Below are 22,928 nucleotides of genomic sequence, written 5' to 3'. Positions count from 1 at the left end.
GATGCCCTCAAAGAGCACGACGAAAAATCACTCGTTTGTTATACCAGCGCGTGGCTCACGGATGTTTCAGCCCTGTTGATAAACTCGCCGATCGCCTCGACCGGAAGCGGCCTGCTCACCAGATAGCCCTGAAGCCTGTCGCAGCCCACACTGCCCAACCATTCCGCCTGAGCCGGCGTCTCGACCCCTTCGGCCGTCACCTGCATGTCGAGACCATGTGCGAGGTTGACGATACAGCGGACGATCGTCTGGCTTTTCGGATCGCTTTCCAGATCGGTGATAAAGTATTTGTCGATTTTGATCGTGTCGAAAGGGAATGTCTTCAGATAACTCAGGGAGGAATATTCGGTCCCGAAATCATCAAGCGAGATTCGTATGCCCAGCACGTTGAGAGTGTTCAACGTATCGATATTGTTGACGGTCCGCTCAAGCAGCACGCTTTCGGTTATCTCAAGCTCCAGACGGTCGGGCGGTAGCCCGACCAGGTCCAGCGTCTGGGATACCCGATCCGTGAGGCCGCTCGTCAAGAATTCAGCCGCGGACAAATTGACAGCGACGATATAGTTCTGCGGCCACTTCATTGCCTCGCGACATGCCTGCTCCAAGACCCAGGCACCTATTTCCGGCATCATTCCATCGGCCTCGGCCATCGGAATGAACGCCGTTGGTGGGATTATTCCAAGGAGAGGGTGGTGCCATCTGAGCAATGCTTCGAAGCCGACAATGCTGCCGCTCTCGGCGATGGGTTGGTATTCTACAGAGAATTGTTGTTGGACCAGAGCCATGCGAAGACTGCGGCGCAGCAGTTCGCGTTGTTCCAGCAACTCAAGCATTGAGGGATCAAACGGTCTTGCGCGACCGCGCCCGTCCTTCTTCGCGGCGTAGAGTGCGACGTCGGACGCCTTCATCAGTTGCTCCGGACTTGTACCGTCCGGTGGAGCAGCTGATATGCCGATGCTGGCGCCGACAAATAGCGCGATGCCATCTATAGTGAAGGGCTTTTTGAATGCATCAACCAAAACTTCTGCTAGCTGGTGTCCTTTAGCGGGATGTCCCGGTCCTCTTGATATGACGGTGAATTCGTCACCCGCCAGTCGATAGGCTCTGTCGTCCCTGGTCAGGCACTCTTGAATGCGGCTTGCAGCGAGCTGAAGAAGCTTGTCGCCGGCCGGATGCCCAAGTGTGTCGTTAACGGGTTTGAAATCGTCAAGATCGAGTTGCATCAGGGACAAAGTCTCGTTCGAGTCTGCAGTCTCCCGTAGCAGTATAGTGAGGTCCTCGCTGAACTGGCGTCGGTTCGGCAGTCCAGTGAGCGGATCGTGGGTGGCCAGGTGCAAAAGGGTTGCGCGCTCATCGTCGACAGATTCCTCGGACCGAACCACGGCAAACAGGTCTCCGATCCGATAGATCGTCAGTCCGTGCGACGCTGGCGTGCCAAGATCACCCGATATTCGCAAAGGCTGGGCGCTGTCGCCCAATGAGCGGAAGGCGAGCGTAATCGCCGATTTGTCCAATTCGGGAAAATGCTCCCAAAACGACACTGCTGGTTTGACAGAAGCAGGCAGCTCATTGCCCAGCAAATTCTCGACGGGATTGAAATCGCGGTCAAAGAACAAAAGCCGGTCGATCGAGCTCGAAGCTTTTGCCTCTATTTGTCCGAGCGCCGAGGGGGCCGCATGAATTTTCCGCATGTCCGAGGCCCTCCCTAGTCGCATGTCATAACCAGATAATGTAGCAAATCAGCTCCCGCACAACCTGTGCACGCCAAGATTTACATTAGGCATTTCTGATTAACAATCCCCAACCTCTGCCCAACTCGCTCACGGATGGGCTTTTGCCACGTCTTTATTACCGCGACCCATTTGCATCCATCGTCTCGACGGCGACCCTTTCGACAAACTGCGGGCAGGGGATCTCACGCGCCCGATCCGCACTCCGTCATGAACCAGTCGATGAAGCGGCGCACCGGCTTTTTCGCCCAGCTGTTCGATATGACGTAATAGCCCTGGTTCTCTGACGTCGCGATGTCGGAAAGCACCAGCAGATCGCCGCGTTCGATCTCCCGGCGGAACACCTCGACGGGGCAGAGCGCCACACCGTGGCCGGCGATCACGGCCGTCGCAAGCATGTTGAATTCCTGGAATATCGGGCCTCGAAGCGGCTCCGTCGCTTTCTGGCCGGCCTTGCGGAACCATTCCTTCCAACCATCGACGGATTCGTCGTGCAGCAGATCGGTGCCGCCGAACGAGACGTCGCCGATCGTCCAGTTGCGTTTGGCAAGGTAATGGCGGCTGGCGACGGGCTGATTGCGACGGGGGAAGAGCAGGCGGCTTTCCCTGCCGCCGCTCAGATCCTCGCCCATGGTGATCAGCACGTCGAGGCTCTCGTCATCGAAGCGTTCTTCGGCGCGCGCATAGACGATCCTGACGTCGAGATCGGGGTCGCTCTCCTGGAACGAGGGCAGGGCGGGGACGAGCCAGCGGGATGCGATCGAGGGAATGCAGCCGACAGTGATGGCCCGCATATCGTGATCGCGCCGCATGTTGTCGGTGGCATGCGCGATCGCCGCCAGCGATCCGGAGACAGCCCGGTAATATTCGCTGCCGGCTGCGGTCAACGCAACGCCGCGGCCCGACTTCTGCGACAGCTTGCGGCCGAGCCAGGTTTCCAGATGTTTGATCTGATGGCTGATCGCCGCATGGGTGACGTGCAGCTCGTCGCCCGCTTTCGAAAGGCTCATCAGGCGGGCCGTGGCTTCGAAAGCGCGCAAGGCATTCAGCGGCGGCAACTGCATGTGTAAAATTTCCTAACAGATGACGCAGGAATCATCATTTGAAAACGCCAGCCATTTCAATAGCTAATTGTGGCGGGCGATGAAAATGAATCATCGCTACATCTTCAATAAATTATCAGGAGAATCGACGTGTTCGTCAGAAATCTGAAGGAGGTGGAGCTCACCGAGCTTTTCGTCGACTGGGGCAACGGCACGAGCCACCGCCTGCTGACCAAAGACGACGGCATGGGCTTTACGGTGTGCCATACCGTCGTTCGCGCCAATAGCGAGGCTCTGCTTCAGTACCGTAATCACCTGGAGGCATGCTATTGCATCAAGGGTGAGGGCGAAGTGGAGGATATGGACGGCAATGTCTTTCCGATCCGCGCCGGCGACATCTATGTGCTCGACAAGCACGACCGGCATTATCTGCGCGGCGGCAAGGATCAGGACCTTATTCTCATCAGCATCTTCAATCCGCCGCTGGCGGGAACCGAACGGCACGATCTGAACAACAAGAGCGGCTCCGAATATTGAGTGATCCCGTTGTCGACGTAGCGAGGTGAAAAGCAGAGCCCGGCAAATGGCGGGCTCTGTTTCCGGCGCGAACGGCAAGGCGTCCGCTGCCTATTCGTGGCGACATAAGCGCTGCGTTGCCTTATTGCTGCGGCTGCTGCTGCCCCTGCTGCTGTTGTTGCTGGCCCGGGGGCGGCGTGCCGATCTTTTCCAGAACTTTCTTGGCCAGAGCCGGGTCGCTCTGCGCGGCCGTCAGGATCGACGAGTATTCCTCGACGGAGATATCGGGAGAAGCCTGGACGGTATCGACCATCTGCTTCTTGGCTTCTTCCTGCAACTGCTGCTTTGCAGCCTCGTCCTTCGTGGCGCCGATCTTGGCGGAATATTCCTGTCTCACCTTATCGACCTGCAGATAGGCAACGGCGAAGGCCTCGATTTTCTGATCGCTGACGGGGGCGGTCGCACCGCTGCCGCCGGGCTGTCCCTGCATCGGCGACTGCGCCTGTGCCGGGGGCTGCGCTTGTGCTGGCTGCTGTTGCGCCTGGGCCATGTCGACAGCGGACGCCGGGCTGAAAGCAAGCAGACTGAAGACTGCCGCGCTCAATGCTGCGACAGATGTGTAACGAGTGATCATATTCATTCCTCTTCAAGTGCATGATTTGATTGGCAGCAAGACCGCCTCGGTCGATCGCTCAGCCACTCGAAGGCCGGGCGAGGTCGCGACGATGAAACCTTTAAGAGGGCACGGTGCGGCGATAAGGGGGCGATTTGCTGACGATTGAGCGGCAGCTTTGTGACCGCCGGCCCACTGGCACGTGCGGAAAATTCCAGTCATCGCCGCTGTGATACCCCGCACCTTCGGCGGCGTTTATCGCTTATCCGGATGGTGGTTGAAGGCCGTTCAGCTGGATCTGGAAGCCAAGCGCATCATCCAGCGCGGGCATCTGCCGGCTCAGCCAAGGGAATGGATGTCGCGCGCGACCTCCGTTTGTCTGGCTAGGCTTCTGTTGAAGCAATTCTAGCAAACACCGCGCGGGAGAGCTTGTTTCGCAGCGCAGCCGCTCTATGTCATCTCCCGTTTCAGCATGAGATCTGCAGGCAGTATTCACCGTAAAACCGGGCGCCGACGGCGGTGTCCGCCGGCCGGCTTGAAGGAGCTGAGCAATGAAAATTCTCATGGTTCTCACATCGCATGATCAGTTGGGAAACACCGGCAAGAAGACGGGATTCTGGCTCGAGGAGCTTGCTGCTCCTTATTTCGTTTTCCGCGACGCCGGAGTCGATATCACACTCGCTTCGCCGAAGGGTGGCCAGCCTCCGCTCGATCCGAAGAGCAATGAGCCGGCCTTCCAGACGGATGACACTAGACGGTTCGAACGAGACGCGGCCGCGATGGGTGCGCTCGCCAACACGCTGCGGTTGTCCGACATCAACCAGGCGGACTATGACAGCGTGTTCTTCCCGGGCGGGCACGGTCCGCTTTGGGACTTGACGAACGACCGCAATGCGCTGTCGCTCATCGAGGACATGCTTTCGGCGGGAAAACCTGTGGCGCTCGTTTGCCATGCACCCGGTATCCTGACGAATGTGAAAGCGCCGGATGGAAAGCCCATTGCCAAGGGCCGGACCGTTACGGGATTCACCGATTCCGAAGAAGAGGCCATGCATCTGGTCGAGGTCGTTCCCTACCTGCTCGAAGACGTGTTGAAAGAGCAGGGCGCAAAGTTTTCGAAGACGGCGGATTGGGGCGTGCATGTCGTCCAGGACGGCCTGCTGATCACCGGACAAAATCCGGCCTCGTCAAAACAGGGCGCCCGGACGCTGCTTGATGCCTTGAGAAAGCAGGCCGCGGCTTAAGCGCTTCAGCGCTTGGGCACGATTGCTGCCCCGGGAGGTCGAAACTCCCTATTTGGCTTGTGCCGACGCCGGCCGCAGGCGTCGCTTCGACGACGTCTGTGGCATGACGGTGAGACAGAGCCAATCGCAAGACTTCGAACACGGGATGGGAGGCAACTGACATGACCAGGAAATATACGGGGCAATGCGCCTGCGGCGCCGTGAGATTTGCCTTCGACACCGACCCGAACTTTGTCGCCAACTGCCATTGCCTGGACTGCAAGAGGGCAACGGGCGGCGAGGCCGCCACGTTCTTTGCCGTGCCGCAGGACGATTTCATCGTGATCAGCGGCAGCCCGAAGGCGTTTCATTACATCGCCGATTCAGGCAAGGGGCTCGACCGCAACTTTTGCCCCGATTGCGGCGCCAGATTGTTCAGCAGCAACCTCGAGAGCTTCCCCGGTCTCGTCTTCGTGACGCTCGGCAGCCTCGACCGACCCGAACTGATCAAGCCGGGGGTCGAAATGTTCACCAGGCGGCGGCTCGCCTGGGCAAGGCCGCTCGATCTTCCGCAGTTCGATGGCATGCCTGGCTGAGCGGCGATACTCTTAAAGCGCGTCGCAATCTTTCAGATTCGCTCCATGCGCTTTAGGTCTTTGTTTTCACGCATATCGTTATCGCAAAACCGCAGCACACTTTTGCGCGACATGCTTTAAGCAATTTTTCTTGAAGAAAAGTTCGATCCGGTGTCGGATCGGCCAAGCCACGCCCGTCCTAGGTTCGTCCATTCCGTAAATCCAAAAAGGATCACGACCATGCCGAGTACCATACGCCTGCACCGCGTTCTGGCGACCAGCCCGGAGAAAGTCTATCGCGCATTTCTGGAGGCGGACGCGCTTGCCAAGTGGCTTCCGCCGAACGGCTTCCTCTGCACCGTGCATCATTCGGAGCCGGTTGTCGGCGGCACGTTCAGAATGTCCTTCCGGAACTTCACGACGGGCAACAGCCATGCCTTCGGCGGCGAATATCTCGAGCTCGTCCCGGGCGAACGCCTGCGCTACACCGACAGGTTCGACGACCCCAACCTGCCCGGCGAAATGGAAGTCACCGTGACGCTGAAGAAGGTTTCGGTCGGCACCGAGGTGGATATCGTGCAGGCAGGCGTGCCTGACGTCATTCCGCCCGAGGCTTGTTATCTCGGCTGGCAGGAATCGCTGCGAAACCTCGCCAGGGTCGTCGAACCCGATATCCAGGAATAGCAAAAGATTGCGCCGGACTGCGACGATCCGGCTGAGCTTATCTGATGCCGCGTTTGGCCAGGGCGTGGCGGGCGGCCGTGGCGCCCCAGTCGTCGGAAAGGTCCTGCCCTTCCATTTCGGCTTCGGCGATCGGGGTCGCGCGGATCAGCGGTACCGAGCCGAAAGGCAGGCCGTCGATCCGGCCTGCGTCGCGGCTCAGCACGATGCGGGACATCGGGAGATAATCCTCGGTCAGTCGGCAGAACAGGATGGCACCGTGCATCTCGACATCGCGCGCGACACGATGGCCGTCTGCCACGAGGTCTCCGATGTTGATCAACAGGTTCGCCCAGTTTTCGATCCCCGCTGTATCCAGTCTCGCCGCGTCGAATTCCATGAAAAGCTCGCATTCGACGCCGTTCTGCGGCTCGGATATGCCGGCCCAGGGGGTCGACAGCCCGTCGGTGGCAAGCGTCAGCCTTCCCGGCGCATGGATGGCGAGGATGCGGCGATGCGGGCCGAACCATTTTGTCTGAGCGTGGATGTTGACCGTTCCGCGCTCGACGGCAAAGTCCTCCTGCAGCGTGCCGCGGCTCTGCCAGAAAGCGCGCCGCGCAGCCGCAGCAGTCTCGTAGATCGGGTCGTCGGGGCCGCGCGGTACGATCGTCTGATCATAACTGGTTTCGAGCGTGATCTTCGCCTGCATGAAGGGAAATTTCGGCTTCTTCCAGCGGATCACCACTTTGTTGAAACGTGGCCCCCCTGAGGCAGCGAGCTTTTCGACGACATCCGCGATGATGTCGAGCGGATGCGTGGAACCCTCCGGGACATGGTTTCCCTCGGCATCGAGGTAGCCGCCCGTCCGGGAAGAATGCCCGGCCTGCATCGTGGTGGCGTTCCATTCGCCGCTGACCGCGCCCGCCGGCGCCTTGCCGAGAGCCGGCGCAAGTTCCCGGATCGCCTCGTCAATCGAATAGGCTGCCACGTCGCCCCTCCGCCTTCGCCCAGAGATCGTATCCTCGCGGCCGGTCGGCCTCGAGCAGAAGCTAGTGCGGAGGCGTCACCGATCAATAGCGGCTGGAGCAGGGGCTTTACTGGGAGATGAAATGCGCCTGCGGCGGTTATTTGCTTCCGTCATTCGGCCGCGCTTTGGCGCTGTCGTTGGTCGTCGACGAGGCGGTTTTTCCGTCCGGTTGCTGCCCGAAATATGTGCCGCCGAGATGGCCGCCGGCGCTGGTATTCCTGACCTGCTGTTCGGCGCGTTTCTGAAGTTCGCGAGCGTTGGTCTTGCTCATTTTCGGCTCCTTGTTTTGATGTCGCGACCTCTGATCAACCGATGGCGGACGACACTGTTCCATATTTTCTGGGAACCTGTCGTCTTGCGGCTAGTTTATCCGCGATGAGATTCCTTGCCGTCATCATAACGGGCCTGTCGCTCGTGGCACCCGCAGCGCACGCCTTCGCGCTCCTGAACAAGATCGCGATGGCGAAGGCGGACTATTTCATTGCGCAGCAGGCCTATGCCGGATGGTGGATCGTCGGTTTCCTCCTGCCGCTGGCGCTTCTGGCGAATATCGGCAATGCCGTAGCCCTCAGAGCTGATGGAACCGCCATGATGCTGTCGGTCGCGGCAGCAGCGCTGATCGCGCTCAATCTCGTCATCTTCATGGTCTTCACCCAGCCGGCGAACGCGGCGACGGAGAATTGGACCGTGCAACCGGAAAATTGGGAAAGCCTTCGCACCCGATGGGAATATTCGCACGCGGTCAATGCTGTGGTCACCTTCCTCGCCTTCTGCTGCGCCACGCTCGCCTCGCTACGGTAAGCCACTTTGCGGAAAATATTGCCGAGGGAACACTTGCTGATCTTTTCGGTTTTGCCTGTTCCAACCAAGGAGAAACGATGATGGGCATGACGACACCTAGAGACGGCGCCCCCGGCACGACCGACCAGTCTCCCCGCTGGGAAGGGCCGAAGGGAAATAGACCTCGCGGCTACATGAAGGCCAAGGATGATCCGGATCGCGACCGCGACGCGCATGGCGAAAACAATCGCGACCCCGAGACGAAGAATATCAGTGACGCACTGAAGCAGAAGGGCGAGTGACATGGGCAATCCGAAAAAGGACGCCGCCGGCCAGTTCGCCAAGTCGCGGGCTGACCGGAAGAGCAGCGGTGTCACCAGCGCCAAGCCGACCGTCATTACCGGCTCCGAGGATGCGACGGTGAACAAGAACCCGCCCGGCAAGAAGAAGCCCGAAACGGATTGGGACATCAATTACGACCCGGCCGACATGAATGAGGGCCGCTCGCGTTAGGAAGCTATTTTTGGCGAGGTGCGCCCCTGATTCCGACGGGCGCGCCACCTCGTCCTTCCAGGCCTGGGCGCCTCCGCAAGGATGGGCTCTCTTAAAAATAGGCGGGGTGGTCGATATCGGCGAGCAGGCCGGGTTCCTGCGGCTGCCAGCCAAGCAGCGCGCGGGTGTGCTCGCTAGAGGTTGGGATGTCGAAGCCGGCGAACATGGCGAACCAGCCGAAATGCTCGGCCGCTTCTTCCCGTGAGAGCGACACGGCGGGCACATCGAGGCGCCGGCCGATGACCTCGGCCATCTGCCTGAAGGGAACTCCCTCTTCCGCGACTGCCAGGAACGGGCCGCCGACGGCGCCGCGCTCCAGCGCCAGCCGATAGACACGGGCGGCATCGAGCCTGTGCACGGCCGGCCAGCGGTTCTGCCCTTCGCCGATATAGGCCGAGACACCCTTCCGTCGGGCCAAATCGATCAGGATCGGCACGAAGCCGTGGTCCCCATGGCCATGCACCGAGGGTGGGAGCCGGACGGTGGATGCCCGCACGCCACGCGCGACAAGCGATACTGCGGTGATTTCGGAGGCGCGAGGGTAGGTCTCAGATGTCGGCATCGGCGGATCTTTCTCGGTGCCGACGCGGCCGGGGGCAAAGCCGAGGCCGGCTGTGACCAGCAGCGGATGATCGGAGCCTTGGAGGGCTTCGCCGAGTGCCTCGATGGCGCGCCGGTCGGCGGCGCAGTTCTCGGCGAATTTCGAGAAATCATGGTTGAATGCCGTATGAATCACGGCGTCTGCTTCAGCCGCACCGCTTTTCACACTTCCCAGATCATCGAGCGTGCCGTGATGGACTTCGGCGCCGGCAGCGGCCAGTTGATCCGCTCCCTTGTCCGAACGGGTGAGGCCGAGCACTTGATGGCCAGCGGCGATCAATTCATTGACGACAGCCGAGCCGACCCAGCCGGTGGCTCCAGTGACGAATACGCGCATGTGATATCTCCAGTTTTTGCCGGAGACAGATATCGGCCCTGCCGATATCATGGTAAAGTAGTGACATTATCATGGTATAAAGGCTAACAGGATGGGCGAGTTCGTCACCTCGGATAACCGGCTCGGCACCTATTTGAAGGACCGTCGCGTGCGGCTCGATCCCGCCGCCTTCGGCTTCGCGGGGGAGAGACGGCGCACGCCCGGCCTGCGCCGCGAGGAGGTAGCAAGCCGCGCCAATATCAGCCCGACCTGGTACACTTGGCTGGAGCAGGGCCGTGGCGGCGCGGCGTCTGCCGATGTGCTCGACCGGATCTCTCGCGCGCTGATGCTGACTGATGTTGAGCGCGAGCATCTTTTTCTGCTCGGTCTTGGACGCCCGCCCGAGGTGCGCTACCGCAGGCAAGAGGGGGTGACACCGCGGCTGCAGGGCGTGCTCGATGCGCTGGACCCGAGCCCGGCGCTGATCCGCACCGCGATTTGGGACGTCGTCGCCTGGAACCGGGCGGCAACGGTGCTTCTGACCGATTACGGCGCGCTGCCGCCTGAGGAGCGCAACGTACTGCGCTTCATCTTCCTCGATCCGCGCGTGCGCGCCGCCCAATACGACTGGGAAAGTGTGGCCCGTTTCGTGGTCGCGGCCTTCCGCGTGGACGCGGCCCGCGCGGGTGCTGCGACCGAGGTCGAGCCCCTCGTCGACGAACTCTGCCGCAAGAGCCCGGAATTCCTGGCGATGTGGAGGGATAACGACGTGCGCACCCACGGCGAGGGCGCCAAGCATATCCGCCACCCCATCCTTGGTCCACTCGCTTTCGAATATTCCGCCTTCCAGGTGGATGGCCGGCCGGATCTCAGCATGGTGGTGTACAACCCGGCGACGGCGGAGGATGCGGCGAAGATCAGGGGGTTGGTGGGCTGAGGCGAGGGCGGTTGCTTGAGGGAGCCTCGGCAGCGCTTCCATCAATTGTTGCCGATCCGGGAACTCCCTGCTGTCCCGGTCGTAAGAGCGGCGGACCGTGCGGAACATTTATGGCGAAGGCGAGCCCGGAGGGAGACCGAAGGGCGCCTTCCGACCATCAACGACCGTTGATCGGCGATTTCTTTCAGGCGAAAGCGTTTCAAGCATATAGGAGGACATCATGGAAGACAGAGAGCAGAGGTCGGACAAGATGGCCGGGACGCCAGACAGACACCCTGGCCGTAAGCCGCCGATCCGAGAATCGAGTGAGCAGCAAGGCATGGCGCCGAGCGTCTTTGACAAGGACCGCGTCATGCCCATCGGCAAACCGGGCGTCAGAGTCAAAGACGACAAGAAGGGGTGATTGGTTTGCCTGATGCCGGTAAACCTGCACGCAGCGGGATGATGATTTTCGTGCTCGTCATTTTCGTCGTCGCCATTCTCCTGGCGCTCGGATATCTGCTGTTTGCCCATCCCGGCGAGGCGCCCTCGAACGCGCCGGCCGTCCAGTCTGCTCCGACCCAGTAGCGGCGTGTGCGTCCATCATATCTCACAAGCGCCGGCAGCCTTCGGCTTCGGCGCCTCGGTGTCTTCAGCGTTGACGTGGCATCTTCCGCCGTCCTTCATGCTAAAGGTTAGAGCCAGGACGAAGCCCTCCAAACGTGATAAGGCTGTGAAAGACTAAAATACCACTCCTGCTAGAAAAATAGTTGACCTGCCCGATCTCAGCTGCTTTCCTCCCGATAGACCAAGGCGAATGGATCTTGAAGGAGATATCCATGACAGAGCTTGCAAAACCTGTGGCGGTCGATGATGTCAGCAGCGCTTCCGAGAATGACGTGATCTCTGGCAATCTGCTGGATAATGATCTGGCCGGGGCCTCCGGCAACATGTTTCTCAACTCCTTCGATGGCGAGCGAGTTCTTGCCAAGACGGCCGGGCAGGTCACCGATATCGAGGGTGAATACGGCACGTTCCACGTCAAGGCCGACGGCTCTTACACCTATACGCTGAACGAGGCCGCCAAGGCGGGCTTCGTTGACGGGATGACGCTGACGGAGACGATCGGCTATAAGATTTCCGACGGCGCCGGCAATACCGATGTCGACCATTTCAACCTCGACATTCACGGGGTCACGAGCCCACCGGTCGCGGTCGACGACGCCTTCTCCTTCCGCGAAGGAAGCGAGATGGCCCGCAACGTGCTCGCCAATGATCACGCGGGAGAGGCGGGCACGCTCTTCCTGCGTTCGGTCGAGGGCACGAGCATTCCTGCCGGTCAGGGGCAAGGGCAGACGACCGACGTGGCGGGTGAATTCGGCACCTTCCATTTCGCAGGCGATGGAAGCTTCACCTACGATCTCAATCCGGCCGTCAAGGCGGGCCTCGATGATGGCGAGCATGTCACGGAGAAACTCCAATATTACAAGGTCTCCGACGGCGCCGGTCACGCGGATGCCGGCGTGATCACCCTGACCGTCGACGGCGTGACGGACGGGAAGTCGTTGAATACCCATCATGTCGAGGCCCAGGCGGATGTCGTGCGCCCCTTCCTGGACCATTACGAACTCCAGGGGGTCGCAATCGATCCGCTAACGGGCAAGTATTACGTCAGCTCCGGCCATGGTTTCCCAGATGGTCCCATGGTGAGCATTTACGACAACGCCGCGGCATTTGAAGCCGACCATGCCAGCGGCGCCATCTCTTTTGGCGACTATGACAAGGGCGAATATGACATCGGCGGAACCTATTTTTCGGTCCGCGGCGGCGAGATCATCGGCCGAACCAACGAGGCGAGAGGCCAGGAGGATCCTTTCCCCGATCAGACCTATCTCGCAAAGTGGGATGCCGCGGACGGATCGTCCGATCAGCGGGGCGACCCAATCCCGGGCCTTATCGGCGAGAATGGGGCGGGTACGTTCGACTGGGGTGGATTCACGGCCGTCAATACGATGCAGGATTCGACCGGCATTTACGTCGTCGGCCGCATCAATGATTCCACCTGGCAGGTCTCCAAAATCGATCCCGAAACGCTGAGCCCGATCGAATCCAAGACCTTCGCCGCCGGCGGGCTCGGCTACGGCTTTGCCGTCGACGGCACCTTCTTCTTCGGCGATTCCTCCAGCAGCGAGCATATCGGCACGGCCTTCGACTTCGAAACCGGAGTCAAGACAACGGTTGACGTCAACATTGCCATACCGGGAGACGACTTGATCACCAACGTGGTCTATGACTCAGCGGCGGATAATCTCTACATCACCAACACCGGGATCGACGAAATCTCCGTGGTGCACAATATCTCGGACGTCCTGTTCGTTTAGAGCATGATGCCGAAAAGTGTGAGCGGTTTTCGGACGACGTCATGCTCTAACTATATAATGTAGAACAGGATTCAGATTTTGGGCCGACCCGGCCTAAAATCATCCTGTTCTAGCGCATCGGCGCGAAAATCGGGATCGATTTTCGGAAAGCACGATGCGAGGACGAGGCGTCTCCGGCTGCCCCGGCAGCAAGAGCGGCGAGCCCTGTGGAACATGGATGGCGGCCGACGCCTTCAGCCGGCCGCGTGGACCGGTTTCGGCCGATGATTTGGAACCATGATCCCACCGTACTGTTTAACTGGAAGGCGCGGAAGCGCAGATAACGGGGATGCCGATTGCCGGCCAACCCGGTAATGACGATGGGCCTTTCGGTTCGCCTATGGAGGAACACGACATGCAAACGACCCGATCGAAAGAACTGGCGGACGAATACCTGCGGCTCGGCGGCAAACGGCTGGCCAAGATCGATGACAATATCGTTAAAATCCGCCACTGGGAGGATGACACGCCGGAGGCCGAAGCCTTCTGGCAGAAGCACATTGAGCCGCTGGATGACAAGCGCCGCGTAGAGGTCGAAACGCACCTTCCGACGATCAACGACTGGTGATCGCGGCGATTCCCCCGGAGCGCATGACATTGATGCATGAACAGCGCCGCGCGTCTGAAAAGACGCGGCAGGCTGTCGTGCTCGGATATGGCGCGCCGCTGCGCTTACTGCAGCGTGCGCGTCTGGATCTGTTCGGCGGCGTGAGGCGCGGATGCAGGCAGCGGGCTGCCTTCGAGGCCGGTCGCCACCACCGAGACGCGGAACTTGCCGTCGAGGCTGCGGTCGAAGATCGCCCCGACGACGATATCGGCGTCTTCCTGCACTTCGTCGCGAATGCGGCTAGCCGCCTCGTCCACTTCGAACAGCGTCATATCCGAACCGCCGGAAATTGAGATCAGCACACCCCTGGCGCCCCGCATTGAGATATCGTCGAGAAGCGGGTTGGCGATTGCTGCTTCCGCCGCCTTCATCGCGCGGCTCTCACCGGAGGCTTCGCCGGTGCCCATCATGGCACGGCCCATGCCTGACATGACCGACTTCACGTCGGCAAAATCGAGGTTGATCAAGCCTTCCTTGACGATCAGATCGGTGATGCAGCCGACGCCGGCATAGAGCACGCGGTCGGCCGTCATGAAGGCATCTGCGAATGTCGTTTTTGCATCAGCGATGCGGAAGAGGTTCTGATTGGGAATGACGATGACCGTATCGGCCGCCTGGCGAAGCGCCTCGATGCCGATTTCCGCCATCCGCATGCGGCGGTTGCCTTCGAAGGTAAAGGGCTTGGTGACGACGCCGACCGTCAGGATGCCGGCGGCACGCGCAGCGCGGGCGATGACAGGTGCAGCACCCGTGCCCGTTCCACCGCCCATGCCGGCGGTGACGAAGCACATGTGCGAGCCGGCCAGGTGATCCATGATCTCATCGAGCGACTCTTCGGCAGCCGCATGGCCGACCTCAGGCAGCGAACCGGCGCCGAGACCCTCCGTCACATTCGCGCCAAGCTGGATGCGGCGCGTCGCCTTGGAGGTGGCCAGCACCTGAGCATCCGTGTTTGCGGCGACGAATTCGACGCCTGCCAGCTTTTCCGCGATCATATTGTTGATCGCATTGCCACCACCGCCGCCGACGCCGATGACTGTAATATGCGGCCGTAGTCCAGAAATGCCGCTCTTGGCGTCCGACATCGCGCTCTCCTTTGATGCTTCGTTCATGCCCACCCTCGTTTGCGGACGGCGAATCGTGCGTCAGGATACGCGAGCAACAAGGCAGAGGCGAGGCGAAAGACGTCTCGAGGGCGGCCACCTTTTCACATGACGGCCTTTTCGACAGGAATGCTTCGGTGACCGCCGCTCACCGAAGCGCGCTGCGGTCTTCGAGGGTGATCTTTCCGCGATGGGCTCGCGCGGCAATTCGGGATCGTCGAGCGTCGCCTCGGTCATGCACGTGTTGGAGCGGGCGGCGGCGTTTCCACTCGCACGGAAAAGAGGGCTGCGGCGACATCAGCGCGTTATCGTGCTCGCGGTCGTCACCGCCCAGGGACGCTTCGACGACGGCTTTGTGCATGCGAGCTACCTCGTTCGTTAGGATGGACGAACCGAAGCGCTGCGTCCGCCGAAAGGTCCCCCGCACAGACGATTTGCAGAATTCGATCACAGGCCGTGACGGGCGTGAACCAAAGCCGCGCTGCGGTGTTTACAGACACGCCCTATAACTCCGAAAGGAACGCTTTTCATGCAACGACTTCTGCTATCAGGCCTTGCCCTTGCCGCAATCGCCGGCACCGCTTTTGCCCAACAGCCGCCCGCTCCGCCATCCGCCGGGAAGCCGCCTGTGGCGGGCGATCCGGCGTCACCGCCGCCTTCGCCGTCTCCGTCTCCGTCTCCGTCTTCCTCTGATGACGACGAGCGGATGATGGGCGAGCCGGATGCAAGACCGGGAGATCGCCCCGATTACCGCTGGCATGGTCGGAGAGGCGACATGGGGTTCCGTGGCGACGGGGGCTTCCGTGGTCATCGCCCGCTGCCTCCGCCGCCGTCCAAGGCAGCCCATTTCCGGATCGAGGATGGGAACACCCGGATCGATCTGAAGTGCGCCGAGGACGAACCGATGAAGGCCTGCGCCGATCTGCTGCTCCAGGTGATGGACCGCCTGCAGGGGCAGGACTGATCATCCGCGCTTGAGGCGGGTGCAACACGATGATGCAACCGCCCGCGTTTTCTCGCGGGCGGTTTTGCGCGTTTCTCGGGGCCGTGACACCGCCGTCGAAGTTAAACGCCGCCCTGTAAACCTTAGGGAATGATGCAGCCACCCGAATTGGTCGATTCCTCGTCATGAGGATTTACGGTCGGCGACTGAGGGGCGTTGGCTCACCGCGTGACGCGGGCTGCCGACGTTGTGGAGTAGCGGTCGCCGTGGATCTCGATGCCTGAGAAGACCGCGTCGATCTCGGCCAGTTCTTCCGATGTGAAGGTGATGTCGGCGGCGGCGATATTCTCTTCCAGCCGGTGCAGCTTGGTGGTGCCGGGAATGGGAACAATCCAAGGCTTGCCCGCCATAAGCCAGGCGATGGCGATCTGGGCTGCGGTCGCGTTTCTGCGAGCGGCCATCGCCTCGATCGCATCGACCACCGGCTGGTTTGCCTTGCGGTTTTCGGCCGAGAGGCGCGGATTGGTCTTGCGGTGGTCGTTGCCGCCGTCGAAACTAGTGTTCTCGTCCATCTTGCCGGCCAGAAACCCGCGGCCGAGCGGGCTATAGGACACGAAGCCGATGCCGAGCTCTTCGACGACGGGCAGGATTTCCTTTTCCGGGTTGCGCCACCAGAGCGAATATTCGCTTTGCAGGACGGTGACCGGTTGGACCGCATGGGCGCGGCGGATGGCTTCGGCGCCTGCTTCGGAGAGGCCGAAATGCAGCACTTTTCCGGCGCCAATCAGATCCTTCACCGTGCCTGCCACCTCTTCGATCGGCACGGCAGGGTCGACCCGATGTTGGTAGAAGATATCGATGCGATCGGTGCGAAGCCGCCGGAGGGCTTCTTCGACGACCACACGGATGCGTTCTGGCCGGCTATCCAGGCCGACTTCCGGCCGGCCATCTTTGAAGCCGAATTTCGTCGCGATCACCACCTCATCACGGATCGGCGCCAACGCCTCGCCGACGAGTTCCTCGTTGGTGAACGGCCCGTAGGCCTCGGCCGTATCGAAGAAGGTTACGCCGCGGTCGTGGGCCGCGCGTAAGAGCGCAATGGCATCGCCACGCTCCATCGCCGGCCCGCGGTGGTAGTTCAGCCCCATGCAGCCGAAACCGATCGCCGATACGTCAGGGCCTCTTTGGCCGAGCTTGCGCTTGATCATCTGATGTCCTCCTCAGGTTGATCGCAACCTAAGGGCAAAGGCTGGTATTGATTAGCCGGTGATATCGGCATGGGCTTATGAGTTGGATTCATGAATGTCGCCCGGCGAACTGGGAAGCAGCGAACTGCAAAGGGCGGGCGAGGGCGCGTTTGCGCTAGAGGCCGATGGCTTGGCGTCATGACGCCAGCCGGAAGGCTCCGCTTTGCACGGCTTCGATAACGGCGCCCAGCGTCTCTTTCCTGTCTTGCCCATCCGTCGACAGAACATGTCGCTCAAACGCACCCAGCGATGAAAACTGTCGATGGAGCTCTGCAATAGGGCCGAGGTCGGTCAGCGTGTTGCCGCCACGCTCCCGGCAGCGCCGGATAGCGACATCGAGCGGCGGACGCAGAACCACGTAGTGGAGGGGTGCCGCGGTTTTCCGGAACGGTTCCAGGAACCACGGCCCGACGATGCCATCCACGACGACGAAGTAGCCGCCGCCGGCATAGCCTGCCGCCGCCTTCGTCAACACGTCGACGACAACGATATTCTGTTCATGAGCTTCCGGCAGATAGGGCGGGATCACGCCGTTCTTGATGAAATGCCAGAAGTCGTCGGAATGAAGATGGACCTTCGGCGAGCCGGGCTCGCTGGCGAGCGCCTCGGCCGTCGTGGTTTTTCCCGAGCCCGGCGGCCCGGTGAGAATGAGAACTTCGCCCGTGTGGTTCATAGCATGGCAATTTCGCACGAAGCGGCATCGTTTCGCAATTGGCCGATAGGGGGTCGGCAATAGCCCGGCATGACCCGCTTCGTTCCGAAGAAGAAGCCGCTGAAGCGGCAGCTACTCCGGTAGCCCCGCCATCCTGAGAGCCTCGATATATCGGCTGCGATCGTCTGGCCGCCGGAATGGTGGCAGCACGTCTGCGAGATTGGAAAGCCGGAGGGCGGGATCCATCAGGCACAGGCGAGCGATCGTTTCCCGGGCTTGCGCAAGCCGCCCGGCCATGGCCAGGCTCGCTGCCATCACGCGCATGGCGCTCGGGTAGTTCGGCTGGTGCCGTAGCGATTTTCCTGCCCAAGCGGCAGCGTCTTCATAGTGACCGACGCAAAAATGCGCGAGCCCGGTGTTGAACTGCCAAGCAAACAAGCGCGGATCCAAAGGGCTGAGGCGCATGGCAAGGGCTGCGTGTTCGACGGCCTTATCGGGCTCGCCGAGGCAAGCCTTCACCCAGCTGCTGACGCCGAGTGCAGCCGCCAGGTTCGGGTTGAGGAAGAGGGCGCGATCGATGCAGGCCGCACTGTCGTCGAGGTCACCGCCGACATAACCGATGACATATCCGCCGTAGGTGAGCGCAACCGCATCGTCCCAGCCGAGTTCGACGGCTCTCCTCGCCAGACTGGTCGCTTCGGACGTCTCGTCTGCGGGATTGAGCATCCAGCCGTTGCTCTTTCGTGTGGCGTAGCACCGCGCTGCCCGTGCATAGGCTATGGCAAACTCCGGGTCACGCTCGATCGCCTTCATGAAAAGCCGCAGGGCCTCATCGATGTCGATCTGTTGGTGACCGTCCGGTCGGAGGCCGCCAGGCCGCGGAGATAGTAGTCGTAGGCGTCGAGGCTCTCGGTCGGCTTGCGTTTGGCACGCTCGATCTCGGCCTCCTCCACTTTCGGCGTTATGGCGCCGACGATGCTCGAGGCGACCTGATCCTGAAGGTCGAAAACATTCGCCAGCGTTCCGTCAAAACGATCGGCCCAGAGGTGTGCACCCGTCGACGTGTCGATGAGCTGGCCGGCAATGCGCAGGCGGTCACCCGTGCGACGCACGCTTCCTTCGACCACATAGCGAACATCAAGCTCGCGCCCGACCTGCTTTATGTCGACCGCCTGACCTTTGTAGGTGAAGCTCGAATTCCGTGCGATGACATAGAGGTGGCGGAATTGAGCAAGCGCGATGGTGACGTCCTCGACGATGCCGTCGGCAAAATATTCCTGCTCCGCGTCGCCGCTCAAATTCTGGAACGGCAACACCGCAACCGATGGCCGATCGTGATGTTCGTCGGGGCCGCGAAGACCTGCGGCTGTGAGGGGACGTCGACGCCACGCGCTGTCCGCCGATGTTCCGACCCCTGCCGAGATTGCAGCGAAGCGGCCAAGGAGGAGGTCTCTGCCTCGGGTTCTGCCTGAAGGTGCTTCCTCAAGAACGCCCGACAGGCTTCGTACTGACGCAGGGCCGCGTTCTCGTGACCCCTGAGAGCGTGGATCCGCATCAGCGCCCGATGGGCGGCCTCCATGGTCGGGTCCATGGCGAGCAGCCGTTCGGCCAACCCTTCGCAGGTCGATTCTTCCGCGGTGCCCTGCTCGGAAAGCGCGTGGCTCAGCCGCTCCACCAGTTGCAGCGCCTTGCGTTGATATGTGCTCCGATAGGGGCTGAACCACTCGTCCAATTCGTCCGGAATGGCCTCGCCTGACAGCACCTCGCCGCGGTAGAGATCGGCGGCAACGGCGAGATCGGCCGTCCGGCCTGCCTCCAGTTTACGGTCGAAGATCGAAATGTCGGTTTCTTCAGGACCTGCTATCAGCGCGACGGTCTCCTGATCCCCGTCAATGTAGACGGTGGCATCGCCGCCGGCCGGAAACGATCGCCGGATATCGACCAGTGCCTGGCGCAGACTATTGCGGGCCTGCTCACTGCTTCGTCCCGGCCAAAAGGCTTCGGAAAGCAGTTCCCTGCGATGGCCGCGGCGGCCTCCAAGCACGAGAGCAGCAAAGAGAAGCGACGTCTTGCGCGTGGTGAAGCGAACCTGCCGGTGCTCCGGCGAAGTCACTTCGAGGCCACCCAGCAACCTGATGCGCACAGATCGTCCCCCAGATTTCGACTGCCGCCGCAGAATAGCATTTCGGCAAAGAGTTTTAACACCGATTTAGCGGCGGCTTGTCGACGTTTTCCCGGCCGTTCACGCTGAGCCGAACAGCGCGAAAACACCCGCGTGGCAGGCTCCCACTTGCAAATCTCACAGATGGGAGACTGAAAATGGCTCACACGGAAACTCATGCCGGCATCAGCGCGCCGGAAAGACAGGTGTTTGGGTTCGGGCCGAACAGTCTGGCAACCGTCGTCACCGCCCTGCGGGCGTGGCGGCGGGCCGTGGTTAGACGGAAGGCACTGACAGAGTTGACGCCCGATCAGTTGAGGGACATCGGTTATCCCCGGGATGACATCGGTCACCCCCAGGACAATCGACCCGTGCTCGAAATCAAAGCAGGTCTGATGACGGAGTTGATGTCGATGCGGTGATCAAAAAAGTGACGGTGCGGACGTGGCGCTGCTGGTCGACAAGGCGAGATCCAAGGCGCAAGGTTCGCGATTGGCAGACTATTGATGCCTCCGAGGACGTCATGCCGACTGATTTTCAGCAAGCACAGCCCCGTCAATCATTGGCGGGGCTTTTTGCTGTCCGGCAACGCCGATCGGTCTGGCCGCTGGAAAAATACGGAAGGAACATCAATTATGACCGGACGCTGGAACGATAGGGACGGCACGGCATGATCGATCATATCACCATTGCAGCGAGTGACCTTGAGAAGAGCAAATTGTTCTACGAACGCGCTTTCGAGCCTCTGGGTTATCGCCTCTCTTTCGGGAAGGATAACGTGTTCTGGGCCTTCGATGTTGGCGGCAGCCTGTTCGAGATCCAGCACACCGACGACAAGCCGCCCCTGACGCGTGTGCACGTTGCCTTCCGGGTCCGAAGCAGGGCGGAGATCGAGGCGTTTTATCGCGCCGCGCTCGAAGCCGGCGCGAGGGATAATGGCGCGCCCGGCCCGCGGCCGGAATATGAAGAGAACTATTATGCCTGCTTCGTTCTCGATCCCGACGGATACAATATCGAAGCGATGCTCAATGAGCCGGCGCCGCAGGGGTGAGGCGCAGGCTCCGCCCAAAGATTGCAATCGAGGGGAGGGATATGTCGAGCTTCAGGAACGCCGTTGTCTCTTTGCCTGGCCAGGAGCGCGTGGCGAGGACGCCCTTTGGCGCGATGATCGTCATCCATGCCACGGCCGCCGAGACCGGCGGCGCGTTCGGGATGTGGGAAACCTTCACGCCGCCGGGTCATGGTCCGGCCCCGCACACGCATACCCGGGAGATGGAAGTCTTTCGGGTCGTTCGCGGTCTCTATCGATTCCAATGCGGCGACGAAGCGTTCGACGCGCCTGTGGGAACCGTCGTCGTTCTGCCGCCGCATGTACAACACAGCTGGCGAAACATAGGCGACGAACCCGGCCAGATGTTCGGCACGGTCACGCCCGGCGGCTGCGAGCAATTGTTCATCGATATCGAGGCTTTTGGTGCCGATACGCCTGAGAAAATCGCGGTGATCGAAGCGCGACTGGGGATCATCAACGACATCACGCTGGCGCTCGGATTGACAGGAGCGGCCAGCGCATGACGCATGTGCCGCCGCTCGATCCGCTGTCGAGCCTGATCGAGAATTTTCAGCAGCGCGGTGGCACGATCTGGGCCTGCCCGCCCTGCGTGACCTCCCGCGGTTACAAGAAGGAAGACTTGCTCGACGGCGTCGTCATCGTCGGTGCCATGCATGCCGAGATCAAGGAAGGTGCTGCAACGCTGTCGTTCTGATCGGGGAGCTGAGCCGGGCGGGAGTTTGGGCGGCGTCTCTCGCCGGCATCGTCAGTTTTCCGGGCGGACGACAAGCGCGAGGGAAGCGCAAAGCGCCTATTCTTGCGCTCGGCAAGATACTTGTGAGATTGTATCGATATACATGCGATAATGCCTGATGCGGGCAGCGCGGGGGCTTCGATGACATCCGTGAGGGTCAATGAGCTGATATCGGTGGCGGGGCAGCCCGACGCTGCAGGTTTTGCCGCCTTCGCGGCTGATGGCTTTGCCGCCGTCATCAATGCCCGACCGGATGGCGAGGAGCCGGGGCAGCCGGGCAATACGGCGGAAAAGGTGTCCGCCGCTGCCGCCGGCCTCGCCTACAGCTTCGTGCCGGTGAAGGGGACCGAGATCACCGAGGCCGATATCCGCGCCTTCCAGGCGGCCGTGACGCAGGCGAAGGGACCGGTCGTCGCCCATTGCAAGAGCGGCACGCGGGCGCTGACGCTCTATGCGCTGGGCGAGGTGCTGGACGGGCGGATGAGGCGCGGGGATATCGAGGCCTTCGGTCAAAACCTCGGCTTCGATCTTACCGGCGCGCGCCGCTGGCTGGAAAAGCGGTCAGGGCAGGCGGCTCATGTGAAGGCTTTCTTCGAGCCCCGCACCTGCAGTGTGCAATATGTCGTTTCCGACCCGGCGACGAAACACTGTGCCATCATCGACCCGGTGCTCGATTTCGACGAGATGTCGGGAGCGACGGGGACGGTGAATGCCGACGCCATCCTTGCTCATATCGAAAGCGAAGGGCTGACGGTCGCGTGGATCCTCGACACGCATCCGCATGCCGATCATTTCTCCGCAGCGCATTATCTGCATGAGAAGACCGGCGCGCCGACGGCGATCGGCGCACATGTCACCGATGTGCAGAAGCTCTGGAAGGAGATCTACAACTGGCCGGCGCTTGAAACCGACGGCTCGCAATGGGACCGGCTGTTTGCCGATGGCGACACGTTCGAGATCGGTGCGCTTAAAGCCCGCGTGATGTTTTCGCCCGGGCACACACTCGCCTCAATCACCTATCTGATCGGTGACGCCGCCTTCGTGCACGACACGGTGTTCACGCCGGATTCCGGCACGGCGCGCACGGATTTCCCGGGCGGCAGTGCTGCCGCCCTCTGGCACTCGATCCAGTCCATCCTGTCGCTGCCCGAGGAGACCCGTCTCTTTTCCGGCCACGACTATCAGCCCGGCGGCCGGCACCCGCGGTGGGAAAGCACGGTGGCGGCGCAGAAGCGCGCCAATCTTCATATCGCGGGTGTTGACGAGCCCGGCTTCGTGACGCTGCGCCAGGCGCGCGACCGCACGCTGCCCAAGCCGAAGCTGATGCTGCACGCGCTGCAGGTGAATATCCAAGGCGGGAGATTGCCGGAGCCGGAGGGGAATGGCAGGCGGTATCTGAAGATACCGCTGGATGCGTTGTGAGGGGCGTGGCGGCGAGG

Annotated in this window: 30 protein-coding genes and 1 pseudogene; 19 read left to right on the top strand and 12 right to left on the bottom strand. The window is 61.3% G+C overall.

The features are described from left to right. Nucleotides 1–38: 38 nt before the first annotated feature. Together HFO99_RS04900 and HFO99_RS04895 are read right to left on the bottom strand one after the other, a co-directional pair. On the bottom strand, nucleotides 39–1,691 hold the full coding sequence (locus HFO99_RS04900; protein WP_222359679.1) for a putative bifunctional diguanylate cyclase/phosphodiesterase: 1,653 nt from the start codon (nucleotides 1,689–1,691) through the stop codon (nucleotides 39–41). Between the two features lie 224 nt (nucleotides 1,692–1,915). Further along, nucleotides 1,916–2,794, bottom strand: a complete 879-nt coding sequence (locus HFO99_RS04895) for a LysR substrate-binding domain-containing protein (RefSeq protein WP_222359677.1) — start codon at nucleotides 2,792–2,794, stop codon at nucleotides 1,916–1,918. 129 nt (nucleotides 2,795–2,923) lie between these two features. On the opposite strand from HFO99_RS04895, the gene HFO99_RS04890 reads away from it, so the two are divergent. Continuing rightward, nucleotides 2,924–3,310 carry an ectoine synthase gene (locus HFO99_RS04890; protein ID WP_222359675.1) on the top strand — a complete coding sequence of 129 codons (387 nt, stop codon included), beginning with the start codon at nucleotides 2,924–2,926 and terminating at the stop codon, nucleotides 3,308–3,310. Between the two features lie 121 nt (nucleotides 3,311–3,431). Here the strand turns inward: HFO99_RS04890 and HFO99_RS04885 are convergent, their stop codons facing one another. Beyond that, the gene (locus tag HFO99_RS04885; RefSeq protein ID WP_222359673.1) at nucleotides 3,432–3,929 is read right to left on the bottom strand and encodes a DUF4168 domain-containing protein; all 498 of its coding nucleotides are present in this window, start codon (nucleotides 3,927–3,929) and stop codon (nucleotides 3,432–3,434) included. Between the two features lie 175 nt (nucleotides 3,930–4,104). Here HFO99_RS04885 and HFO99_RS33870 point away from each other — a divergent pair, with 175 nt between their 5' ends. The 4 genes from HFO99_RS33870 (at nucleotide 4,105) to HFO99_RS04870 (ending at nucleotide 6,384) form a co-directional block, all read left to right on the top strand. Then, a complete protein-coding gene (locus HFO99_RS33870; protein WP_409994926.1) occupies nucleotides 4,105–4,311 on the top strand; it encodes a DUF6958 family protein in 207 nt (68 codons plus the stop codon). Nucleotides 4,312–4,453: 142 nt separating this feature from the next. Continuing rightward, the gene (locus tag HFO99_RS04880; protein ID WP_222359672.1) at nucleotides 4,454–5,146 is read left to right on the top strand and encodes a type 1 glutamine amidotransferase domain-containing protein; all 693 of its coding nucleotides are present in this window, start codon (nucleotides 4,454–4,456) and stop codon (nucleotides 5,144–5,146) included. Nucleotides 5,147–5,307: 161 nt separating this feature from the next. Continuing rightward, a complete protein-coding gene (locus tag HFO99_RS04875) occupies nucleotides 5,308–5,721 on the top strand; it encodes a GFA family protein (RefSeq protein WP_222359670.1) in 414 nt (137 codons plus the stop codon). 219 nt (nucleotides 5,722–5,940) lie between these two features. Then, entirely contained in the window at nucleotides 5,941–6,384 is a 444-nt protein-coding gene (locus HFO99_RS04870) for an SRPBCC family protein (RefSeq protein ID WP_003560606.1), read from the top strand. A gap of 37 nt (nucleotides 6,385–6,421) precedes the next feature. Here HFO99_RS04870 and HFO99_RS04865 read toward each other — a convergent pair whose 3' ends face one another. Both HFO99_RS04865 and HFO99_RS04860 read right to left on the bottom strand, forming a co-directional pair. Then, on the bottom strand, nucleotides 6,422–7,348 hold the full coding sequence (locus HFO99_RS04865; RefSeq protein ID WP_222359668.1) for a hypothetical protein: 927 nt from the start codon (nucleotides 7,346–7,348) through the stop codon (nucleotides 6,422–6,424). 136 nt (nucleotides 7,349–7,484) lie between these two features. Beyond that, on the bottom strand, nucleotides 7,485–7,658 hold the full coding sequence (locus tag HFO99_RS04860) for a hypothetical protein (RefSeq protein WP_204340453.1): 174 nt from the start codon (nucleotides 7,656–7,658) through the stop codon (nucleotides 7,485–7,487). Nucleotides 7,659–7,762: 104 nt separating this feature from the next. On the opposite strand from HFO99_RS04860, the gene HFO99_RS04855 reads away from it, so the two are divergent. The 3 genes from HFO99_RS04855 (at nucleotide 7,763) to HFO99_RS04845 (ending at nucleotide 8,680) form a co-directional block, all read left to right on the top strand. Next, a complete protein-coding gene (locus HFO99_RS04855) occupies nucleotides 7,763–8,188 on the top strand; it encodes a hypothetical protein (RefSeq protein ID WP_222359666.1) in 426 nt (141 codons plus the stop codon). 80 nt (nucleotides 8,189–8,268) lie between these two features. Then, entirely contained in the window at nucleotides 8,269–8,469 is a 201-nt protein-coding gene (locus HFO99_RS04850) for a hypothetical protein (RefSeq protein ID WP_222359664.1), read from the top strand. Nucleotide 8,470: 1 nt separating this feature from the next. After that, nucleotides 8,471–8,680, top strand: coding sequence for a hypothetical protein (locus tag HFO99_RS04845; RefSeq protein WP_222359662.1), 210 nt, complete (start codon nucleotides 8,471–8,473; stop codon nucleotides 8,678–8,680). 91 nt (nucleotides 8,681–8,771) lie between these two features. Here HFO99_RS04845 and HFO99_RS04840 read toward each other — a convergent pair whose 3' ends face one another. Beyond that, on the bottom strand, nucleotides 8,772–9,656 hold the full coding sequence (locus HFO99_RS04840) for an SDR family oxidoreductase (protein WP_222359660.1): 885 nt from the start codon (nucleotides 9,654–9,656) through the stop codon (nucleotides 8,772–8,774). A 91-nt stretch (nucleotides 9,657–9,747) separates the two neighbouring features. Between HFO99_RS04840 and HFO99_RS04835 the strand changes: the two genes are divergently transcribed. The 5 genes from HFO99_RS04835 to HFO99_RS04820 all read left to right on the top strand — a co-directional run bounded on the left by HFO99_RS04835 (nucleotide 9,748) and on the right by HFO99_RS04820 (nucleotide 13,539). Further along, a complete protein-coding gene (locus tag HFO99_RS04835; protein ID WP_222359658.1) occupies nucleotides 9,748–10,572 on the top strand; it encodes a helix-turn-helix transcriptional regulator in 825 nt (274 codons plus the stop codon). A 220-nt stretch (nucleotides 10,573–10,792) separates the two neighbouring features. Beyond that, nucleotides 10,793–10,975 carry a hypothetical protein gene (locus tag HFO99_RS04830; protein ID WP_222309841.1) on the top strand — a complete coding sequence of 61 codons (183 nt, stop codon included), beginning with the start codon at nucleotides 10,793–10,795 and terminating at the stop codon, nucleotides 10,973–10,975. A 41-nt stretch (nucleotides 10,976–11,016) separates the two neighbouring features. After that, a complete protein-coding gene (locus HFO99_RS33305; RefSeq protein WP_261322999.1) occupies nucleotides 11,017–11,139 on the top strand; it encodes a hypothetical protein in 123 nt (40 codons plus the stop codon). Between the two features lie 251 nt (nucleotides 11,140–11,390). Beyond that, the gene (locus HFO99_RS04825; protein WP_222359656.1) at nucleotides 11,391–12,932 is read left to right on the top strand and encodes an Ig-like domain-containing protein; all 1,542 of its coding nucleotides are present in this window, start codon (nucleotides 11,391–11,393) and stop codon (nucleotides 12,930–12,932) included. A gap of 328 nt (nucleotides 12,933–13,260) precedes the next feature. Further along, entirely contained in the window at nucleotides 13,261–13,539 is a 279-nt protein-coding gene (locus HFO99_RS04820; RefSeq protein ID WP_222359654.1) for a hypothetical protein, read from the top strand. Between the two features lie 104 nt (nucleotides 13,540–13,643). Here HFO99_RS04820 and ftsZ read toward each other — a convergent pair whose 3' ends face one another. After that, nucleotides 13,644–14,663 carry a cell division protein FtsZ gene (gene ftsZ / locus HFO99_RS04815; RefSeq protein ID WP_017964879.1) on the bottom strand — a complete coding sequence of 340 codons (1,020 nt, stop codon included), beginning with the start codon at nucleotides 14,661–14,663 and terminating at the stop codon, nucleotides 13,644–13,646. A gap of 547 nt (nucleotides 14,664–15,210) precedes the next feature. On the opposite strand from ftsZ, the gene HFO99_RS04810 reads away from it, so the two are divergent. Further along, complete coding sequence (locus tag HFO99_RS04810) at nucleotides 15,211–15,645, top strand: hypothetical protein (protein WP_222359652.1); 435 nt, start codon at nucleotides 15,211–15,213, stop codon at nucleotides 15,643–15,645. Nucleotides 15,646–15,845: 200 nt separating this feature from the next. Here the strand turns inward: HFO99_RS04810 and HFO99_RS04805 are convergent, their stop codons facing one another. From HFO99_RS04805 to HFO99_RS33290, 5 genes are all read right to left on the bottom strand, one after another. Beyond that, on the bottom strand, nucleotides 15,846–16,832 hold the full coding sequence (locus HFO99_RS04805; protein ID WP_222359650.1) for an aldo/keto reductase: 987 nt from the start codon (nucleotides 16,830–16,832) through the stop codon (nucleotides 15,846–15,848). A 175-nt stretch (nucleotides 16,833–17,007) separates the two neighbouring features. Then, nucleotides 17,008–17,544 (bottom strand): ATP-binding protein, encoded by a 537-nt coding sequence (locus HFO99_RS04800; protein ID WP_222359648.1) that lies wholly within the window; start codon nucleotides 17,542–17,544, stop codon nucleotides 17,008–17,010. Between the two features lie 111 nt (nucleotides 17,545–17,655). After that, nucleotides 17,656–18,336, bottom strand: coding sequence for a tetratricopeptide repeat protein (locus HFO99_RS33300; RefSeq protein WP_261322998.1), 681 nt, complete (start codon nucleotides 18,334–18,336; stop codon nucleotides 17,656–17,658). Continuing rightward, the gene (locus HFO99_RS33295) at nucleotides 18,333–18,836 is read right to left on the bottom strand and encodes a hypothetical protein (RefSeq protein ID WP_261322996.1); all 504 of its coding nucleotides are present in this window, start codon (nucleotides 18,834–18,836) and stop codon (nucleotides 18,333–18,335) included. The genes HFO99_RS33300 and HFO99_RS33295 overlap by 4 nt, the downstream gene beginning before the upstream one ends. Continuing rightward, on the bottom strand, nucleotides 18,818–19,666 hold the full coding sequence (locus HFO99_RS33290) for a BTAD domain-containing putative transcriptional regulator (RefSeq protein ID WP_315860469.1): 849 nt from the start codon (nucleotides 19,664–19,666) through the stop codon (nucleotides 18,818–18,820). The genes HFO99_RS33295 and HFO99_RS33290 overlap by 19 nt, the downstream gene beginning before the upstream one ends. A 176-nt stretch (nucleotides 19,667–19,842) precedes the next feature. Between HFO99_RS33290 and HFO99_RS04790 the strand changes: the two genes are divergently transcribed. The 5 genes and pseudogenes from HFO99_RS04790 (at nucleotide 19,843) to blh (ending at nucleotide 22,911) form a co-directional block, all read left to right on the top strand. Then, the gene (locus tag HFO99_RS04790; RefSeq protein WP_222359646.1) at nucleotides 19,843–20,106 is read left to right on the top strand and encodes a DUF1127 domain-containing protein; all 264 of its coding nucleotides are present in this window, start codon (nucleotides 19,843–19,845) and stop codon (nucleotides 20,104–20,106) included. Between the two features lie 248 nt (nucleotides 20,107–20,354). Then, nucleotides 20,355–20,735 (top strand): VOC family protein, encoded by a 381-nt coding sequence (locus tag HFO99_RS04785; RefSeq protein ID WP_222359644.1) that lies wholly within the window; start codon nucleotides 20,355–20,357, stop codon nucleotides 20,733–20,735. Between the two features lie 41 nt (nucleotides 20,736–20,776). After that, the gene (locus HFO99_RS04780; protein ID WP_222359642.1) at nucleotides 20,777–21,259 is read left to right on the top strand and encodes a cupin domain-containing protein; all 483 of its coding nucleotides are present in this window, start codon (nucleotides 20,777–20,779) and stop codon (nucleotides 21,257–21,259) included. After that, nucleotides 21,235–21,450 (top strand): annotated as a pseudogene (locus tag HFO99_RS04775) (DsrE family protein); the annotation flags it as partial. The gene HFO99_RS04780 and the pseudogene HFO99_RS04775, both read left to right, overlap by 25 nt. Before the next feature lie 180 nt (nucleotides 21,451–21,630). After that, the gene (gene blh, locus HFO99_RS04770) at nucleotides 21,631–22,911 is read left to right on the top strand and encodes a bifunctional sulfur transferase/dioxygenase Blh (protein ID WP_222359640.1); all 1,281 of its coding nucleotides are present in this window, start codon (nucleotides 21,631–21,633) and stop codon (nucleotides 22,909–22,911) included. Nucleotides 22,912–22,928: the final 17 nt, after the last annotated feature.

This window comes from Rhizobium leguminosarum (assembly GCF_019798305.1).
In the GTDB taxonomy this organism is placed as follows: domain Bacteria; phylum Pseudomonadota; class Alphaproteobacteria; order Rhizobiales; family Rhizobiaceae; genus Rhizobium; species Rhizobium leguminosarum_U.
The sequence above is the reverse complement of the archived record's forward strand: the minus strand, read 5'-3'. Positions and strand labels throughout refer to the sequence as shown.

Coding starts and splice junctions, on each gene's coding strand:
- ftsZ (WP_017964879.1), bottom strand. CDS start 14,663: ATGTCGGACGCCAAGAGCGGCATTTCTGGACTACGGCCGCATATTACA.
- HFO99_RS04860 (WP_204340453.1), bottom strand. CDS start 7,658: ATGAGCAAGACCAACGCTCGCGAACTTCAGAAACGCGCCGAACAGCAG.
- HFO99_RS04790 (WP_222359646.1), top strand. CDS start 19,843: ATGGCTCACACGGAAACTCATGCCGGCATCAGCGCGCCGGAAAGACAG.
- HFO99_RS04825 (WP_222359656.1), top strand. CDS start 11,391: ATGACAGAGCTTGCAAAACCTGTGGCGGTCGATGATGTCAGCAGCGCT.
- HFO99_RS04870 (WP_003560606.1), top strand. CDS start 5,941: ATGCCGAGTACCATACGCCTGCACCGCGTTCTGGCGACCAGCCCGGAG.
- HFO99_RS04885 (WP_222359673.1), bottom strand. CDS start 3,929: ATGAATATGATCACTCGTTACACATCTGTCGCAGCATTGAGCGCGGCA.
- HFO99_RS04780 (WP_222359642.1), top strand. CDS start 20,777: ATGTCGAGCTTCAGGAACGCCGTTGTCTCTTTGCCTGGCCAGGAGCGC.
- HFO99_RS33300 (WP_261322998.1), bottom strand. CDS start 18,336: ATGAAGGCGATCGAGCGTGACCCGGAGTTTGCCATAGCCTATGCACGG.
- HFO99_RS04830 (WP_222309841.1), top strand. CDS start 10,793: ATGGAAGACAGAGAGCAGAGGTCGGACAAGATGGCCGGGACGCCAGAC.
- HFO99_RS04840 (WP_222359660.1), bottom strand. CDS start 9,656: ATGCGCGTATTCGTCACTGGAGCCACCGGCTGGGTCGGCTCGGCTGTC.
- HFO99_RS04855 (WP_222359666.1), top strand. CDS start 7,763: ATGAGATTCCTTGCCGTCATCATAACGGGCCTGTCGCTCGTGGCACCC.
- HFO99_RS04785 (WP_222359644.1), top strand. CDS start 20,355: ATGATCGATCATATCACCATTGCAGCGAGTGACCTTGAGAAGAGCAAA.
- HFO99_RS04845 (WP_222359662.1), top strand. CDS start 8,471: ATGGGCAATCCGAAAAAGGACGCCGCCGGCCAGTTCGCCAAGTCGCGG.
- HFO99_RS04835 (WP_222359658.1), top strand. CDS start 9,748: ATGGGCGAGTTCGTCACCTCGGATAACCGGCTCGGCACCTATTTGAAG.
- HFO99_RS04805 (WP_222359650.1), bottom strand. CDS start 16,832: ATGATCAAGCGCAAGCTCGGCCAAAGAGGCCCTGACGTATCGGCGATC.
- HFO99_RS04900 (WP_222359679.1), bottom strand. CDS start 1,691: ATGCGGAAAATTCATGCGGCCCCCTCGGCGCTCGGACAAATAGAGGCA.
- HFO99_RS04850 (WP_222359664.1), top strand. CDS start 8,269: ATGGGCATGACGACACCTAGAGACGGCGCCCCCGGCACGACCGACCAG.
- HFO99_RS04880 (WP_222359672.1), top strand. CDS start 4,454: ATGAAAATTCTCATGGTTCTCACATCGCATGATCAGTTGGGAAACACC.
- HFO99_RS04820 (WP_222359654.1), top strand. CDS start 13,261: ATGCCGATTGCCGGCCAACCCGGTAATGACGATGGGCCTTTCGGTTCG.
- HFO99_RS33305 (WP_261322999.1), top strand. CDS start 11,017: ATGATTTTCGTGCTCGTCATTTTCGTCGTCGCCATTCTCCTGGCGCTC.
- HFO99_RS04810 (WP_222359652.1), top strand. CDS start 15,211: ATGCAACGACTTCTGCTATCAGGCCTTGCCCTTGCCGCAATCGCCGGC.
- blh (WP_222359640.1), top strand. CDS start 21,631: ATGACATCCGTGAGGGTCAATGAGCTGATATCGGTGGCGGGGCAGCCC.
- HFO99_RS04875 (WP_222359670.1), top strand. CDS start 5,308: ATGACCAGGAAATATACGGGGCAATGCGCCTGCGGCGCCGTGAGATTT.
- HFO99_RS04800 (WP_222359648.1), bottom strand. CDS start 17,544: ATGAACCACACGGGCGAAGTTCTCATTCTCACCGGGCCGCCGGGCTCG.
- HFO99_RS04895 (WP_222359677.1), bottom strand. CDS start 2,794: ATGCAGTTGCCGCCGCTGAATGCCTTGCGCGCTTTCGAAGCCACGGCC.